This window comes from Belnapia sp. F-4-1, assembly GCF_000802185.1.
GTDB lineage: Bacteria > Pseudomonadota > Alphaproteobacteria > Acetobacterales > Acetobacteraceae > Belnapia.
In genome coordinates, this window is record NZ_KN676113.1 from 2819602 (window position 1) to 2834561 (window position 14960).

A 14960-nucleotide genomic window follows, 5' to 3' on the forward strand; every position below is an offset into this window, starting at 1 on the left:
TCAGTTCTGGCGCCGCGGCGGCTCGACATGCGGCGCCGGCACCGGCGTGCCCGGCGGCGTCAGCTGCCGCGACAGCTCGTTCAGCTCCCGTAGCTGCTGCCGGTCGCGCTCGGCGGCAGCACCCTCCTGCGGCCGCACCTCCCGCTCCACCTGGCCCGAGGGAAAGACCCGCCCGCCGAGGCTCGGCACCCGGTCGGGCTGTGCTCGCGGCTGGTCCTGCGCCGCCACCGGGCCGGCCAGCAGGATGACACCGAGAATCAGGACGTGACGCATCGCAGGGCTCCTTCGGAACGAAAACGCCGCTCCGGGCGCCGCGTTCAGAGCGAACCCCGGACGGGTGGAAGCGCCCGGGAGGGATGACTTGCCCGACCAAACACCAAGCTGGAGCGGTCTCCGTTCGCACCGGCTCACGGACCTGCTCCAGCCTGTTGCATCGGCGAGCAAATACCTCCGCTCAGGTGACGCCACCTGAGCGGAGTTTGCTCTAATGTCCTGATCTCGAAATGCTTCGGGTTTCCGTCTCAAACCACTCGCTGTTGCGTTCAGTGGCCTGCTGATCCGTGAAGCCCATGGGTGAACCCACGAACTTCACGGGTAGGACGCTGGGTGAAAACCCGATCAGGAGGGCTGCTCTCGATCCGAAGCGGCTGCACCGGGACGCGCCCGCTACTTCGGCACATGTCCCCGCGGCATCAGCCGCGGTTCGGCGCCGTCTCGTACACCGTGACGTCCTCCGGCAGGACGACCCAGGGCTGCTTGCTCCGCACGTAGAAGTGTGTCGTCGGCCGTAGCCACGATGAATCGTCAAGCGTGCCGCCCCGGACCACGCGCGCGGAGCCGGGCGGCTCGGTTCCCGGCTTCACGCCGCCGTAGATGCAAATCCCGCAATCGGGGCAGACCCAGCGCGTCTTGGCCCGCCCGCTGTCAGTGACGCCCCCGGGAACGCCCCGCAGCTCCTTGCCCGACAGCCGAAACGCATCCGCCGGAACCGCGACGCCGATCGAGAAGGCGCTGGTCGTCGCTCGCTGGCAGTCGGTGCAGTGGCACGCATAGACGCGGGTGGGCTCGCAGGTGATCTCGTAGCGGACCGCTCCGCACAGGCAGCCGCCCTTCAATGGCAGTTCCATGGCCCGACTTCTCCTCGCGCGGGCCGTATCCCATCCGCAGGGACTTGGATGGTCAAGCGGCGGTGGTCCGCTTCCCAACCATTGTCGTCTTCTATGGTTGGGTTTCACCCTGGAGCGGTTTCCGATCGCGCTGGCTCACCGAGGCCGCTCTAGCCTGTTGCATCGGCAAGCAAATACCTTCGCTCAGGTGATGCCACCTGTGCGGAGTTTGCCTTAAGAGCAGCCCTGCCGATCCAACCGTTCCCGCGCCAGCCGGGCGGAGAAGCGCGCCCGGTCCATGCCGCGGCGAATCCGCTCCAGCTCCGCGGCCCCGCGCAACTCCTCGGCAAGCCCGGCCGCCTCCTGCGCCTCCCCGGCTGCCCGTGCGCAGCCGCAGCCGCCAAGCCGCCTCGCCGCCTCCGCCAGCCGGTCGGCGGCCTGTCCGGCCGCCTCCCGCCCCACGAGCAGCGATGGCGCCTCCGCCCCCGCCCGCAACGCCCCGTCCGCCCCCCGCAGCGCTTCCAGCCCGAGCCCCAGCCCGCAGCCGCCACGTTGCGCCGCCGCCGGCCCCGCCAGCAGCAGAACCAGCAGAATCACCCCCGCCATCCGCAGGCCTCCATCGCCCTGCGCATATGCCCCGGCACCGGCGCCGTGGCCGCCACCGGCGGCTCCAGCGGCAGGGCGATGGCCCGCGCCAGCAGATGCATCGCGCCCTCGCCGCCGCCATACCGCCCATCGCCCAGGATCGGGCAGCCGAGATGCGCGCAATGAACCCTGATCTGATGCGTCCGCCCGGTCCGCGGCGCCAACTCCAGCCAGGCGAGCCCTGGCCCACGCCCCATCACCCGCCAGGCGGTCCGCGCCGGCTGCCCGGCGGGATCGACCGCCATCCACCAGCCGTCCCGCGCCGTGCTGCGCTTCAGCAGTGGCGCATCGACCTCGCCGGCCTCGCCGGCCGGCCCGCCCCGCACCACCGCCCAATAGGTCTTGCGCGCCCGTCCCGCTGCGAAAAGACCCCCGAGCGCCGCCAGCGCCGGCCTGGTCCGTCCGAGCACCAGGCACCCGGCGGTGTCCTGGTCCAGCCGGTGCGCCGGCTGCGGCGGCCGCCGCTTCCCGAAGGCGAGGCCCGGCAGCCAGTCCTCCACCGAGGCGCCGCCGCGCGGCCCAGCATGCACCGGCAGCCCGGCCGGCTTGTCGAGGACGAGGACGGCCTCGTCCCGGTGCAGGACGAGCCCGGCCGGGCCCGCCGGCGGCAGGGCCGGCAACGGGCGGCCACGGCCGCGCTTGTCCTTGCTGTCCATCCGTCAGGCGTCCCGCTCGGTGCCGGTGGGTTCGGTGCCAGGCGCCCGGTCGCCGCAGACGGGCTGCTGGGCCGGTCCGTGGCGATCGCGGGCGCTGCCGACATGCCTCCCACGCCGCCAGCCCGTTGGGAAGCCGCGGAGCGCCGCCGGGGTCCCGGACGCCAATGTCCTGCAGCGCCTCGCCCCGCCTTGCCGCCCTGGCATGACGAAGAATGGAGGCCGTGGCGACAGCCAGGTCTGGCTTGGCATGTCCATCTCGGCCAAACCAGTGACGTGCTGCGGCATCCGTCGCCGGCCTCCCGCTCAGAGCGCATGCGCGCATGACTGGGCGGCGAGCCCCTTCGGCCCGCCGGAGCGCTGGCCCGTCGCGCTCCGCACCACCGTCCGCACGATGCTCGGCTCGCGCTACGCCATGTGGATGGCCTGGGGCTTGGAGCTGACCTTCCTTTGCGACGGCGCCTACCCGCCCACCGTCGGCACCAAGCGTGACTGGGTGCTCGGCGCCCGGTCCGACCGGGTCAGGGAAGGGATCTGGCCCGATATCGGCCCGCGGATCGAGCGCGTCCTCTCGACCGGCGAGTCGACCTGGGACGAGAGCTTGCTGTTGTTTCTCGCCCGCATTCGGCGCGAGGCGCGCTGGCGCGACCTCGTCGACCGCATGCAGGAGGGCTGCTTCATCGGCGAGATCGTCGAGGCGCTGGGGGCTGCCCGCCCGATTGCCGCTACGTCGAGGTCAATGCCGTGGTGGAGCGCCTGACCGGCCTTACCCCCGACCGGCTCGTCGGCCGCCTCATCAGCGAGGCGGTGCCTGGCATCGAGCCCTTCGGGGCGAAAAGCTTCGCGCGGGTTGTCGAGGCCGGGGAGCCGGTCCATGCCGAGCACCAGGGCGCCGCCCGCGGTCGCTGGTTCGAGGTCTCGGCCTATCGCGTCGGGCCGCAGCGCTTCGTCACGTACTCGCCGCGGCTGGCCATCGGAAGGCCGCCGGCTGACCTCATGGCCGGGGTGCGGGGCTCTCCTGCCGGGACGCGGCATGGTAAGGGTCGCGCCGGACATGTCCGGAGGGGAAGGATGGGGGCCCGTATCTTGGCCGCGCTGGGGTTTATCGTCTTGTTGCAACCGGCGTCCCTGCTGGCGCAGCGGTCGCCCTGGGGCGGGCCGGACAGCCCGGGCGGGCTCCTCGGCGGCGACCCGATGGATGCCGATCTCGACCGCGACCAGCGCGTCTCGCATGACGAGGTCTGGCAATGGCTGCGCCAGCGCCTGGGGCAGCATGACCAGAACCGGGACGGCGTGGTGACCCTGCCGGAGTCCGGCGTGCGCCCGGACCGTGCCGAGGATTTCCGCGCCATGGATACCGACCGCGACGGCAGGCTGACGGCAGGCGAGCTGCGCTCCGGCTCAGAGGCCTGGTTTCGCAACCGGGACCTCGACCGCGACGGCACGCTGAGCCGGCAGGAACTCGGCCAAGCCCCATCGCGCCCGGCGGCCCCGACAAGGCCTCGCTAGGGCAACCGCCGGCCGGGTGGGATCATCAGGCCGGAGCGGCGTCCGTGAGCCAGCGCGAACGGATGTCGTCGGAGGACAGCCACGGGCCGCGCCGCGCGCTGGCCCATGCAACCCGAACGCTCAGGTCAGCGTCTCGACCGAGCCGTCCAGCGCCATGGTGCCGGTGATGACGCGCAGCCCCGGCTTGCGCTTCGCCGTCCCGGCCCGGAAGGCCCGCAGCACTTCAGCATAGCTGGCGGTCTCGCTCGCGGCGCTCGCCCAGCGCCAGCTTCGCCGCGCCGCAGTCGCGGCGCGAGAGCGCCACCACGCTTTGGATGTCGTGCAGGAGCCGCGGTGATGTCGAGATGTCCCAGAAGGCTTGGTGCCAGGGGGCGAAACGCAGATGCACGGCGCCGATCGGGCCGCGCGCGATCACGAACTGGCTGCCGCGGTCCCGCATCCGCTGCCTGCCCGTATGCAACCTCAGGCGCCATGAGGGGTGACGGCGGTGCAATCGGGCATGGACATTCCATTTGGGTCCGTCCATGCCCCACAAGCGCGTAACAACCGGCTAGCGAATTCATGTGCCGCCGGGCCGGTCAGACCCGGCCGTGGCAGTGCTTGTACTTTTTCCCGCTGCCGCACGGGCAGGGCGAGTTGCGCGGCGTCCGGTCCCAGGTCGCTTGGTCGGATGGGTTGACGCCCTCCGCCACCGGCGGCGGGGCCAGCAGCGGCGCAGCCTCGAAGCCGCCACCCGCCATCGCCATCTCGCCCATTGCCGGCTCCGGATGGCGCAGGTCCATCACCCGCACCGGCTCCGGCATCGGCGGCGGCGCGTTCGGCTGCAGCTCGAGCCGCATCAGCACGCTCGTCACCCGCTCGCGCATGTCGGCCAGCATGGCGTTGAAGAGGGCGAAGGCCTCCGACTTGTACTCGTTCAGCGGGTCGCGCTGCCCATAGGCGCGCAGCCCGATGCCCTGGCGCAGATGGTCGAGCGCCAGCAGGTGCTCCTTCCACACCGCATCGAAGATCTGCAGCAGCAGCGACTTCTCGACGACGCGCATCAGGTCCGGCCCGATATTCGCGGCCTTGGCGGCATAGTGCTGCTCGGCCGCGGCCTCGATCCGCTCGCGGACCTGTGTCTCGTCGATGCCCTCCTCCTTCGCCCAGGCGACAACCGGCAGGTCGAGTCCGAGCTGGTCGCGCACCTTCGCCTCGAGATCCGCCACGTCCCAGCTCTCGGGATAGGCATTCTCCGGGATGGCAGCCGCGACCATTGCCTCGATGCACTCGCGCCGCATCTCGGCCACCGTCTCGGCAACTTCCGGCGCCTGCATGAAGGCGCGGCGCTGGGCATAGACCTCGCGCCGCTGGTCGTTCATCACGTCGTCGTATTTCAGCAGGTTCTTGCGCGTGTCGAAGTTGCGCGCCTCGACCTTCTTCTGCGCCTTCTCGAGCGCCTTGTTGATCCAGGGGTGGACGATCGCCTCGCCGTCCTTCAGCCCGAGCTTCTGCAGCATCCCGCCCATGCGGTCGCTGCCGAAGATGCGCATCAGGTCGTCCTCCAGCGAGAGGAAGAAGTGCGACGCGCCCGGGTCGCCCTGCCGCCCCGAGCGGCCGCGCAGCTGGTTGTCGATGCGCCGGCTCTCATGCCGCTCCGTGCCGATGACGAAGAGCCCGCCGGCCGCCTTCGCCTTGGCCCGCGCCTCCTCGACCTCGGCCTTGTGCCGCGCCAGCGCCGCCTCGTACTCCGGCCCCTCGCTCGCGCCCGTCTCCTGCCGCGCCAGCATCTCCGCATTGCCGCCCAGCTGGATGTCCGTCCCGCGCCCCGCCATGTTGGTGGCGATGGTGACGGAGCCCGGCCGCCCCGCCTGGGCGATGATGGTCGCCTCCTGCTCGTGGTAGCGCGCATTGAGCACGTTGTGCGGAATGCCCCGCTTCTTCAGCAGCGCGTCGATCAGCTCCGACTTCTCGATGCTCGTGGTGCCGACGAGGCAGGGCTGCCCCCGCATCCGCGCCTCGTCGATCAGCTTGATGACCGCCTCGTACTTCTCGGAGGCCGAGCGATACACCTCGTCGTCGCTGTCCTTGCGCGCGACGGGCACGTTGGTCGGGATCTCGACCACTTCGAGCTTGTAGATCTCGGCGAACTCGTCGGCCTCCGTCGCCGCCGTGCCCGTCATGCCCGAAAGCTTCGGGTAGAGCCGGAAGTAGTTCTGGAAGGTGATGGAGGCGAGCGTCTGGTTCTCCGGCTGGACGGTGACGTGCTCCTTCGCCTCGAGCGCCTGGTGCAGACCGTCCGAGTAGCGCCGCCCCTCCATCATGCGCCCGGTGAACTCGTCGATGATGACGACCTTGTCGTCCCGCACGATGTAGTCCACGTCGCGGCTGAACAACACATGGGCGCGCAGCGACTGGTTCACGTGATGCACCAGCGTCACGTTGTGAAAGTCGTAGAGGTTGCCCTCCTCCAGCATCCCCGCCTCGCGCAGCATCTCCTCGACACGCTCCGACCCTTCGTCGGTGAGGTTCGCTGTCCGCTGCTTCTCGTCCTTGTCGAAGGTCGCCTTGTTCTCGACCAGCTGCTTCACCACCTCGTCCACCCGGCGGTAGAGGTCGGAACTGTCATCCGACGGCCCGCTGATGATGAGCGGCGTCCGCGCCTCATCAATGAGGATGCTGTCCACCTCGTCGACGATCGCGTAGTTGAAGTCGCGCTGGACCATCTCCTCCAGCCGGTACTTCATGTTGTCGCGCAGGTAGTCGAAGCCGAACTCGTTGTTGGTGCCGTAGGTCACGTCGGCGGCATAGGCCGCGCGCCGCTCCTCGTCATTGAGACCATGCACGATCACGCCGGTGGACAGCCCAAGGAAGCGATAGAGCCGCCCCATCCACTCGCTGTCGCGCTTCGCCAGGTAGTCGTTCACCGTGACGACATGGACGCCCTTGCCGGTCAGCGCGTTGAGATAGACCGGCAGCGTTCCGACCAGCGTCTTGCCCTCGCCGGTCTTCATCTCGGCGATCTTGCCCTCGTGCAGCACCATGCCGCCGATCAGCTGCACGTCGAAATGGCGGAGGCCGAGCACGCGCCTCGCCGCCTCCCGCACCGTGGCAAAGGCCTCGGGCATCAGCGCGTCGAGCTCCTCGCCGCGGCCCAACCGCTCGCGGAACTCGGCGGTCTTGCCTTGCAGCGCCTCGTCCGAGAGGGCGGCGAAGGCAGGCTCCAGCGCGTTCACCTCCGGCACGCGGGCCTGGAGGCGCTTCAGCGCCCGGTCATTGGTGGTGCCGAACAGGGCGCGGGCGATGCGGGCGAACATGCGAACCTGGTTTCTCCGGGATTGCGCGGTACTGCCCGCGCGGGCCTCGGCAGTCTATGGGCCCCAAGGGCCGCCGGGATGGGGCCGAAGCCGAGGCTTCGGGCAGCGTCCTCGTACGACCATGGGGCGCACCCCCGGAGCGCGGAACAGATAGGCAAGCGCCGCGTCCAGGTCAACGTTGCCGCGCTTGCCCGGCCATCCCGCATCCGGCATTGTCCGGCGCCCTTCGGAGCCCCCCGACTTTATGACCTTCCGCCCCCTTCTCCTGGCTGCCCTCCTGGCTCCTGCCGCCGCGCTCGCCCAAACGGCCGCCCCCCCACCGGCACCCCAGGCAACCCCCCAGGTGGCGGAAGACCCCATCCTCGCCCGGGTCGATGGCAGCCCGGTCCGCCTCTCGGACGTGATGGCAACGGCCCAGGACGTGCTGCCGCCCGAAATGCGCACCATGCCCGGCCCGGCGCTCATGCAGATGCTCCCGCCCGAGGTCGCCCGGCAGCTCGTCGACCGCGCCGTCACCGAGCGCGTGCTGACCAACGCCGCCCGCTCGGCCGGCCTCGACAAGGATGCAGAGATCCAGCGCCGCATCCGTCGCGCCGAGGAGCAGGAGCTGCAACAGGCCTATCTTTCCCGCGAGGTGACCCCCGCCGTCACCGACGCCGCCCTCCGCGCCCGCTACGACCAGGAGGCCGGCCGCCGCCAGGGCGAGGAGGAGCTCCAGGCCCGCCACATCCTCGTCCAGAGCGAGGCCGAGGCGAAGGCGGTCATCACCGAGCTGGCCGGCGGCGCCGATTTCGCCGATGTGGCGAAGCGCCGTTCCCGCGACCCGGGCGCGCAGAACGGCGGCGATCTTGGCTTCTTCAAGCGCGGCGACATGGTCCCGGAATTCGCCGAGGCCGCCTTCGCCCTGCAGCCCGGCCAGGTGACGCAGGCCCCGGTCCGCAGCCCCTTCGGCTGGCACGTCATCAAGGTGGAGGGGCGCCGCTCCGCCCCGGTGCCGGGCTTCGAGGAGAGCCGCAGCCAGCTCCGCCAGAAGATGCTGGAGGAGCAGGTGCAGCAGGTCGTCGCCCGCGCCCGCGACGCGGCGAAGATCGAGCGCCTCGACCAGCCTGCTCCCTCCATGCTGGATGGTGCAACGCCCCCTGGGGCGGCCACGCCCGCGGCCCCGGCCCGTCCCGCCGCCCCGCAACCGCAACGCCGCTGATTAGAGAAGAGCCTCGACCATGGCCGGCCCGCTGCCCGTCTCCCCGCTTGCCCAACCGATGCCGGAGCTGCCGCCGATCGCCGGCGTCACCCTCGGCGTCATCGAGGCGGGCATCCGCTACAAGGGCCGCGCCGACCTGACGATGCTGGAATTCGCCCCCGGCACGACGGTCGCGGGCGTCTTCACCCGCAACCTCTGCCCGGGCGCCCCCATCGACTGGTGCCGCGCCGCCCTCAAGGGCGGGAAGGCCCGCGCCCTGGTCGTGAACGCCGGCAACGCCAACGTCTTCACCGGCCGCGCCGGCCGCGAGGCCACCGCCGCCACCGCCGAGGCCGCCTCGAAGCTGGTCGGCTGCAAGCCCCGCGAGGTCTTCCTCGCCAGCACCGGCGTCATCGGCGAAACCTTGCCGCATGACCGCCTGACCGCCGCCCTCCCGGCCCTGCACTCCAGCCTCTCCCCCGACCGCTGGCCCGACGCCGCCCGCGGCATCATGACGACGGACACCTTCCCGAAGGCCGCCCTCCGCATGGCGACCATCGGCGACGCCACGGTGACCATCGCCGGCATCGCCAAGGGCAGCGGCATGATCGCCCCCGACATGGCGACCATGCTGAGCTTCATCGCCACCGACGCGAAGATCCCCGCCGCCGCCCTCCAGTCGCTGCTGTCGAAGGGCGTCGCCAAGTCGTTCAATTGCATCACGGTGGACAGCGACACCTCCACCAGCGACACCGTCCTGCTCTTCGCCACCGGCCAGGCGAAGCACCCCCGCATCCCGGCCGAAGGCGGCGCCATGCTGCGCGACTTCGCCCGCGCCCTGGACGAGGTGCTGCTCGACCTCGCCCTCCAGGTCGCCCGCGACGGGGAGGGGGCGCAGAAGCTCATCCAGATCGACGTCACCGGCGCCGTCAGCGCCAAGTCGGCCCACCGCATCGCCATGGCCATCGCCAACTCGCCCCTGGTGAAGACCGCCATCGCCGGCGAGGACGCCAATTGGGGCCGCATCGTCATGGCCGTCGGCAAGTCCGGCGAGCCGGCCGACCGCGACAAGCTCGGCATCGCCGTCGGCGGCACCTGGATGGCGCAGGAGGGCGGCGTCGTCCCCGGCTATGACGAGGCCCCCGTCGTCGCCCATATGAAGGGCCGCGAGGTCGAGATCACCGTCGATATCGGCCTCGGCCGCGGCAAGGCCCGCGTCTGGACCTGCGACCTGACCCACGGCTACATCGACATCAACGGCTCCTACCGGAGCTGAAACGGGTCGAGCACTTCGAGCCCCATCGGCGCGAAGTGCTGCATGTTCCGCGTCGCCAGCACCAGCCCATGGGCGCGGGCGATGCAGGCCAGGGTGAGGTCGGCGAAGCCCGGCTCCATCCCTGCGAGGCGCGCCGTCCGGGCCAGCGCCCGCGCCTCCAGCGCCGCCCTGGCATCAAAGCCGAGCACCCGCTCCGGATAGGCCGCCAGCACCGCCCGCAGCCAGGCGGCGAGATCGGCCGCATGCCGCACCGCCCCCGACGCCTCCCGCGCCCCGATCCCCGCCGCGATCTCGGCGACCGCGATCACCGGCAGGAACAGCCGGTCCTGGTTGTCCAGCACCCAGTCCCGCGCCGCACGCTTCGCCGCATCCGGTACGCCCCGCCGGTCGGGCGCCGTGGCCGAGACGACATTGGTGTCGAGCAGGAACCCCCCGCTCACAGCTCCAGGTCGCGCACCGGCGCCGGATCGCGTCCGACCTCATCGCCCTCGGGAAAGGCCAGCAACAGATCGGCGAAGGAGGGCTGCGCCCCGGTCAGCCGCTGCCACTCGGCATAGCCGAGCACCACCGCCACCTTCTCCCCATGTCGCGTGACGACGCTCGGCTCGCCCTGCGCCGCCTTCTCGACCACCGCCGAGAAGCCGGACTTCGCATCGCGCAGCTGCAATTCGACCATGCCAAACCCTTGTGTGACCACAGTGGTCATATAACTCCTCAACTACTCCGCCGCCAGTGCCTTCCCGCCCAGCTCCGCCCAGGCCGCATCCAGCCCCGCCCGGAACCGGGCGCACATCTCCCCGATCTCCTTGGCGGTGATAATGAGCGGCGGCGTGAAGGCGATGCGGTCCCCGATCGCCCGCACGATCAGCCCCGCCGCCTGGCACCGCTCCTGCACCAGCAGCCCCGCCTTGGCCGCAGCGGGGAAGGGGGCCTTGGTCGCCTTGTCCGCCACCAGCTCGACGCCGGCGATCAGCCCGACGCCCCGCACGTCGCCCACCAGCGGATGGTCCCGCAGCGCCCCCAGCCCCTCGAGGAAGGCGGGCGAGACGGCGCGGACATGGCCGAGGATGTCCCGCTCCTCGTAAATCGCCAGCGTCTCGAGCGCGACCGCGCAGGCCACAGGGTGCCCGCCATAGGTGAAGCCATGGCCGAAGCTGCCGTGCTTCCGGCTCCCTTCCATCAGCGCGGCATGGATCGGGTCCGAGATCAGCAGCGCCGAGAGCGGCTGGTAGCTCGCCGTCAGCTGCTTGGCCGAGACCAGCATGTCCGGCCGCATCCCATAGGTTTCGGAGCCCCAGAGATTGCCCGTCCGCCCGAAGCCGCAGATCACCTCATCGGCGACGAGCAGGATGTCGTGGCGCGTGAGGATCGGCTGGATGAGATCGAAATACCCCCGCGGCGGGGTGATCGCCCCACCCCCACCCTGCACCGGCTCGGCGAAGAGCGCGGCGATGGTCTCCGCGCCCTCCCGCTCGATCAGCGCTTCCAGCTCGGCGGCCATCCGCGCGCTGAACTGCTCCTCGCTCTCCCCCTCCTGCCCGAAGCGGTAGTAGTTGGGATTGGAGAGATGCAGGAACCGCTCGCCCAGCGGCAGGTCGAAATCCGCCTGCATATGCGGCTGGCCGGAGAGCGAGGCCGTCGCCACCGTGTTCCCGTGATAGCCGCGCACCCGCCCGATCAGCTTCTTCTTCTGCGGCTTGCCGCGGATGTTGTTGTAGTACCAGATCAGCTTGATCGCCGCGTCATTGGCCTCCGACCCGCTGCACTGGAAGAGCACATGGCCGAGCCCCTCCGGCGCGATGGCCGCCAGCTTCTCGGCCAGCCGGACGCTCGGCTCATGCCCCTTCTGGAAGAAGGTGTGGTAGTAGGGCAGGGCGAGCATCTGCTTGTAGGCCGCCTCCGCCAGCCGCCGCTCGGAGAAGCCGAGCGAGGCGCACCACAGCCCTGCCATCGCCTCGATATACTCCCGCCCCTCGGTATCGGTGACGCGCACCCCATCCCCCCGCGCGATGAGGATGGCCCCTTCCGCCTCATGCGCCCCGAGATCGGTCTGCTGATGGACGAGATGCGCCAGGTCGGCGGCGTGGAGGCTGTTCGGACGCATCGGCGGGGCTCCTCTGGGCTTGCGCCATCGTGCGGCGCACACCCCCGCCCTGCAAGATCCTTGCCTCGCCGGTCCCATCGCGTTATAGGAATATTCACCGAAGGCGAAGCCGTGCCTGAAGGCTGGCTCGGCAACCCGCCTAAAACCTTGAAACCCTAAATTCCACGGGCGAAACCGAGCCTGCCCAAGGGTCTGACCCTTCGGGGCTTCAGGATCTCAACCCAGTCGCGCCGCGATCCGCCCGACTTCCGCCAGCACCGCGCTCCGCTCCGCGTCGCTCCCCCGCGCGCCTTCGAGATAGGCGGCGACGATCACCGGCGCCCGCCCTGGCGGCCAGGCGATGGCGACGTCGTTGGTCGGCACCAGCGGCGCCGGCCCCGTCCCGGTCTTGTCGCCGACCCGCCATCCCACCGGCATCCCGGCCCTGATCCGCGCATCGCCCGTCCGGCACCCGACCAGCCACCCCGCCAGCCGCTCCCGCGAGTCCGTCGACAGCGCCTCGCCCAGCAGCAGCCGTTGCATCGTCCGGGCCATGGCGAGCGGCGTCGTCGTATCCCGCTCATCCCCGGGCGGCACCACATTCAGCTCCGGCTCCCGCCGATCAAGCCGCGTCACCCCGTCGCCGAGCCCGCGCAGCCAGGCGGTCAGCCCCGCCGGCCCACCGAAGCTGTCGAGCATCAGGTTGGCGGCCGTGTTGTCGCTGAGCACCACCGCCGCCTCGCAGATCGTCCCCATGCCGAGGCCGCCCGCCTCCGCCCCCGGCCCCGTCGTCGGCGAATAGGGCACCAGCGCCTCCCGCCCATAGGCGACGTGCCGGTCGAGCCGCTCCTCGCCCGCATCGACCCGCGCCAGCACCCGCGCCGCAGCGAGGTGCTTGAAGGTGCTGCACAGCGCGAACCGCTCCTCCCCCCGATGCGCCAGCATCCGCCCGCTGCCGGTATCGAGGATGGCCACGCCAAGCCGCCCGCCCTGCCGCGCCTCCAGCGTCGCCAACCCTTCGGCCGCGGCGGCCGGCATCGCCAGCACCACACCCGCCGCCAGAACCGTCCTTCGCCTCACCGCGCATTCTCCCGCCCATAGCGCCGCTCGAAGGCGGCGATCTCGTCTTCCAGGGACAGCGTCAGCCCGATCTCGTCCAGCCCCTCCAGCAGGCAATGCCGCGCGAAGGGATCGACCTCGAACCCGTGCACCGAACCATCGGGGAAGGTCACCTCCAGCGTTCGCAGATCGACCGTGACCTCGGCCCCCGGCGCCGCCTCGATTTGCCCGATCAGCGCCGCCACCGCCTCTGCAGGCAGCACCACCGGCAGCAGCCCGTTCTTCATCCCGTTGGTGCGGAAGATGTCGCCGAAGCTGGGCGCGATCGCGCAGCGGAACCCCGCATCGAACAGCGCCCAGACCGCGCTCTCCCGCGACGACCCGCAGGCGAAATTCCGCCCCGCCAGGATGATCCGCGCCGCCCCGAACACCTCCCGGTTCAGCGGAAATTCCGGGTCCCGCTCCCCCGTCCCTGGCACCCGTCGCGCATCGTGGAAGAGGAAGTCGCCGTGGTTGACCTCCCTCGGTCTGGAAAGGAAGCGCGCCGGGATGATCTGGTCGGTGTCGATATTCGGCCGCGGCAGCGGCACCGCCGCCGAGGTGAGCCGGGTGAAGGCCTCCATCTCAGCCGCCCCCCGCCAGCAGCCGCCGCACATCGGTGAAATGCCCCGAAACGGCGGCGGCGGCCGCCATCGCCGGGCTGACGAGGTGCGTCCGCGCCCCCGGCCCTTGCCGCCCCATGAAATTCCGGTTGCTGGTGGAGGCGACGCGGCTGCCGGGCCGGGCGATGTCGCCATTCATGCCGACGCACATCGAACACCCCGGCTCCCGCCAGTCGAAGCCCGCGCCGCGGAAGACCTCGTGCAGCCCCTCCGCCTCGGCTTGGCGCTTCACCGCCTCGCTGCCGGGGACCACCCAGGCCTCGACGCTCTCCGCCACGCGCCGCCCCCGCGCCACGGCGGCAGCGGCGCGCAGATCCTCGATCCGCGAATTGGTGCAGGAGCCGATGAAGACGCGGTCGACTGCCAACCCCTCCAGCGCCATCCCCGGCGCGAGGCCCATATAGTCGAGCGTCCGCGCAAGGGTCTCGCGCCGCTCGGCATCGGCGGCGGCCTCCGGTCCCGGCACCGTGCCCCCGATCGGCAGCGCCTCCTCCGGGCTGTTGCCCCAGGTGACCATCGGCTCGATGGCGCCGCCGTCGAGCGTCACCTCCGCATCGAACACCGCCCCCGAATCACTCGGCAGCGCCCGCCAGCGCGCGAGCGCCGCCTCCCAATCCTCCGGCGCATAGGCCCGCCCGGCGAGATAGTCGAAGGCCAGCTCGTCCGGCGCCACCATTCCGGCCCGTCCACCCGCCTCGATCGACATGTTGCAGAGCGTCAGCCGCCCCTCCATCGAGAGGCCGGCGATGGCGCTGCCGGCATACTCGATCACATGCCCCGTCGCCCCCGCCGCGCCGATGCGGGCGATGATGGCGAGGATCACGTCCTTCGCCGAAACACCCTCGCCGAGCCGCCCGTCCACCGTGATGCGCATGGTCTTGGGCTTGCGCTGCCACAGCGTCTGCGTCGCCAGCACATGCGCCACCTCGCTGCTGCCGATGCCGAAGGCCAGCGCCCCGAGCGCCCCATGCGTGCTGGTATGGCTGTCGCCGCAGACGATCAGCATCCCCGGCTGGGAGAGGCCGAGCTCCGGCCCGATCACATGCACGATGCCCTGCTCCGGCCCGCCAAGGCCGAAATGCCGGATGCCATGCTCCTCGGAATTGCGGGCGAGCTGCTCGATCATCTCGCGGTGGCGCGGGTCGCGGATGTCATCGAGCCGGCGGCTGTCGGTCGGGGCGTAATGGTCCGGCACGGTGAAGATCCGCTCCGGCGCCCGCGGCGCCAGCCCCCGCCGCCTGAGCGCCGCGAAGGCCGCAGCACCCCCTTCATGCACCAGGTGCCGGTCGACATAGAGCAGCGTCTGCCCGTCCTCCCGCTCCAGGACGCGATGGCGCTCCCAGATCTTCTCGAACATCGTCCTCGGCGCCTCGGACATGGCTTCCTCCGCCTGCATTGTGCCGATCCTGCGGCGGGGGAGGGGTGTGGTCCAGAGCGGATCGCCGAAGCGCGGCATCGCCCGGAGGCGTGAATCCGCTGTCCGCGCCAAGC

General features: G+C 71.0%; 16 protein-coding genes. 4 read left to right on the plus strand and 12 right to left on the minus strand.

Going from position 1 to position 14960, the window contains the following annotated elements; genetic code table 11:
• From LH62_RS13280 to LH62_RS13295, 4 genes are all read right to left on the minus strand, one after another.
• Entirely contained in the window at positions 1-273 is a 273-nt protein-coding gene (locus LH62_RS13280; RefSeq protein ID WP_043361929.1) for a hypothetical protein, read from the minus strand.
• 419 nt (positions 274-692) lie between these two features.
• Entirely contained in the window at positions 693-1127 is a 435-nt protein-coding gene (locus LH62_RS13285; RefSeq protein WP_043361932.1) for a GFA family protein, read from the minus strand.
• Positions 1128-1340: 213 nt separating this feature from the next.
• Positions 1341-1712 (minus strand): hypothetical protein, encoded by a 372-nt coding sequence (locus LH62_RS13290; protein WP_043361934.1) that lies wholly within the window; start codon positions 1710-1712, stop codon positions 1341-1343.
• On the minus strand, positions 1700-2407 hold the full coding sequence (locus LH62_RS13295; protein WP_082012554.1) for an RluA family pseudouridine synthase: 708 nt from the start codon (positions 2405-2407) through the stop codon (positions 1700-1702). Before LH62_RS13295 ends, LH62_RS13290 begins: the two co-directional genes overlap by 13 nt.
• 202 nt (positions 2408-2609) lie before the next feature.
• Between LH62_RS13295 and LH62_RS13300 the strand changes: the two genes are divergently transcribed.
• The gene (locus LH62_RS13300; protein ID WP_144404474.1) at positions 2610-3164 is read left to right on the plus strand and encodes a hypothetical protein; all 555 of its coding nucleotides are present in this window, start codon (positions 2610-2612) and stop codon (positions 3162-3164) included.
• Complete coding sequence (locus tag LH62_RS13305) at positions 3149-3913, plus strand: EF-hand domain-containing protein (RefSeq protein WP_043361939.1); 765 nt, start codon at positions 3149-3151, stop codon at positions 3911-3913. Before LH62_RS13300 ends, LH62_RS13305 begins: the two co-directional genes overlap by 16 nt.
• 223 nt (positions 3914-4136) lie before the next feature.
• Here the strand turns inward: LH62_RS13305 and LH62_RS28380 are convergent, their stop codons facing one another.
• On the minus strand, positions 4137-4352 hold the full coding sequence (locus LH62_RS28380; protein WP_052214394.1) for a hypothetical protein: 216 nt from the start codon (positions 4350-4352) through the stop codon (positions 4137-4139).
• A gap of 139 nt (positions 4353-4491) precedes the next feature.
• On the minus strand, positions 4492-7209 hold the full coding sequence (gene secA / locus LH62_RS13315; RefSeq protein WP_043361942.1) for a preprotein translocase subunit SecA: 2718 nt from the start codon (positions 7207-7209) through the stop codon (positions 4492-4494).
• 343 nt (positions 7210-7552) lie between these two features.
• Here secA and LH62_RS13320 point away from each other — a divergent pair, with 343 nt between their 5' ends.
• Both LH62_RS13320 and argJ read left to right on the plus strand, forming a co-directional pair.
• The gene (locus LH62_RS13320; protein WP_236552543.1) at positions 7553-8410 is read left to right on the plus strand and encodes a peptidylprolyl isomerase; all 858 of its coding nucleotides are present in this window, start codon (positions 7553-7555) and stop codon (positions 8408-8410) included.
• A gap of 19 nt (positions 8411-8429) precedes the next feature.
• Positions 8430-9665: a bifunctional glutamate N-acetyltransferase/amino-acid acetyltransferase ArgJ gene (argJ, locus tag LH62_RS13325; RefSeq protein WP_043361947.1), complete on the plus strand. Its 1236-nt coding sequence runs from the start codon at positions 8430-8432 to the stop codon at positions 9663-9665.
• Here the strand turns inward: argJ and LH62_RS13330 are convergent.
• From LH62_RS13330 to leuC, 6 genes are all read right to left on the minus strand, one after another.
• Complete coding sequence (locus LH62_RS13330) at positions 9653-10105, minus strand: PIN domain-containing protein (RefSeq protein ID WP_043361949.1); 453 nt, start codon at positions 10103-10105, stop codon at positions 9653-9655. The two genes, argJ and LH62_RS13330, sit on opposite strands and share 13 nt — an antisense overlap.
• The gene (locus LH62_RS13335; protein ID WP_236552544.1) at positions 10102-10371 is read right to left on the minus strand and encodes a type II toxin-antitoxin system Phd/YefM family antitoxin; all 270 of its coding nucleotides are present in this window, start codon (positions 10369-10371) and stop codon (positions 10102-10104) included. Before LH62_RS13335 ends, LH62_RS13330 begins: the two co-directional genes overlap by 4 nt.
• Before the next feature lie 12 nt (positions 10372-10383).
• A complete protein-coding gene (locus tag LH62_RS13340) occupies positions 10384-11769 on the minus strand; it encodes an aminotransferase (RefSeq protein ID WP_043361953.1) in 1386 nt (461 codons plus the stop codon).
• A gap of 216 nt (positions 11770-11985) precedes the next feature.
• Positions 11986-12828 carry a class A beta-lactamase gene (bla, locus tag LH62_RS13345; RefSeq protein WP_043361957.1) on the minus strand — a complete coding sequence of 281 codons (843 nt, stop codon included), beginning with the start codon at positions 12826-12828 and terminating at the stop codon, positions 11986-11988.
• Positions 12825-13430, minus strand: a complete 606-nt coding sequence (gene leuD / locus LH62_RS13350) for a 3-isopropylmalate dehydratase small subunit (protein ID WP_043365780.1) — start codon at positions 13428-13430, stop codon at positions 12825-12827. The genes bla and leuD overlap by 4 nt, the downstream gene beginning before the upstream one ends.
• Position 13431: 1 nt before the next feature.
• A complete protein-coding gene (leuC, locus tag LH62_RS13355) occupies positions 13432-14847 on the minus strand; it encodes a 3-isopropylmalate dehydratase large subunit (protein WP_043365781.1) in 1416 nt (471 codons plus the stop codon).
• Between the last annotated feature and the right edge of the window lie 113 nt (positions 14848-14960).

Bases quoted from the DNA above. Each gene is read 5' to 3' on its own strand.
- LH62_RS13280 (WP_043361929.1), bottom strand. From the start codon at position 273: ATGCGTCACGTCCTGATTCTCGGTGTCATCCTGCTGGCCGGCCCGGTG.
- LH62_RS13285 (WP_043361932.1), bottom strand. From the start codon at position 1,127: ATGGAACTGCCATTGAAGGGCGGCTGCCTGTGCGGAGCGGTCCGCTAC.
- LH62_RS13290 (WP_043361934.1), bottom strand. From the start codon at position 1,712: ATGGCGGGGGTGATTCTGCTGGTTCTGCTGCTGGCGGGGCCGGCGGCG.
- LH62_RS13295 (WP_082012554.1), bottom strand. From the start codon at position 2,407: ATGGACAGCAAGGACAAGCGCGGCCGTGGCCGCCCGTTGCCGGCCCTG.
- LH62_RS13300 (WP_144404474.1), top strand. From the start codon at position 2,610: ATGACGAAGAATGGAGGCCGTGGCGACAGCCAGGTCTGGCTTGGCATG.
- LH62_RS28380 (WP_052214394.1), bottom strand. From the start codon at position 4,352: ATGCGGGACCGCGGCAGCCAGTTCGTGATCGCGCGCGGCCCGATCGGC.
- secA (WP_043361942.1), bottom strand. From the start codon at position 7,209: ATGTTCGCCCGCATCGCCCGCGCCCTGTTCGGCACCACCAATGACCGG.
- argJ (WP_043361947.1), top strand. From the start codon at position 8,430: ATGGCCGGCCCGCTGCCCGTCTCCCCGCTTGCCCAACCGATGCCGGAG.
- LH62_RS13335 (WP_236552544.1), bottom strand. From the start codon at position 10,371: ATGACCACTGTGGTCACACAAGGGTTTGGCATGGTCGAATTGCAGCTG.
- LH62_RS13340 (WP_043361953.1), bottom strand. From the start codon at position 11,769: ATGCGTCCGAACAGCCTCCACGCCGCCGACCTGGCGCATCTCGTCCAT.
- leuD (WP_043365780.1), bottom strand. From the start codon at position 13,430: ATGGAGGCCTTCACCCGGCTCACCTCGGCGGCGGTGCCGCTGCCGCGG.
- leuC (WP_043365781.1), bottom strand. From the start codon at position 14,847: ATGTCCGAGGCGCCGAGGACGATGTTCGAGAAGATCTGGGAGCGCCAT.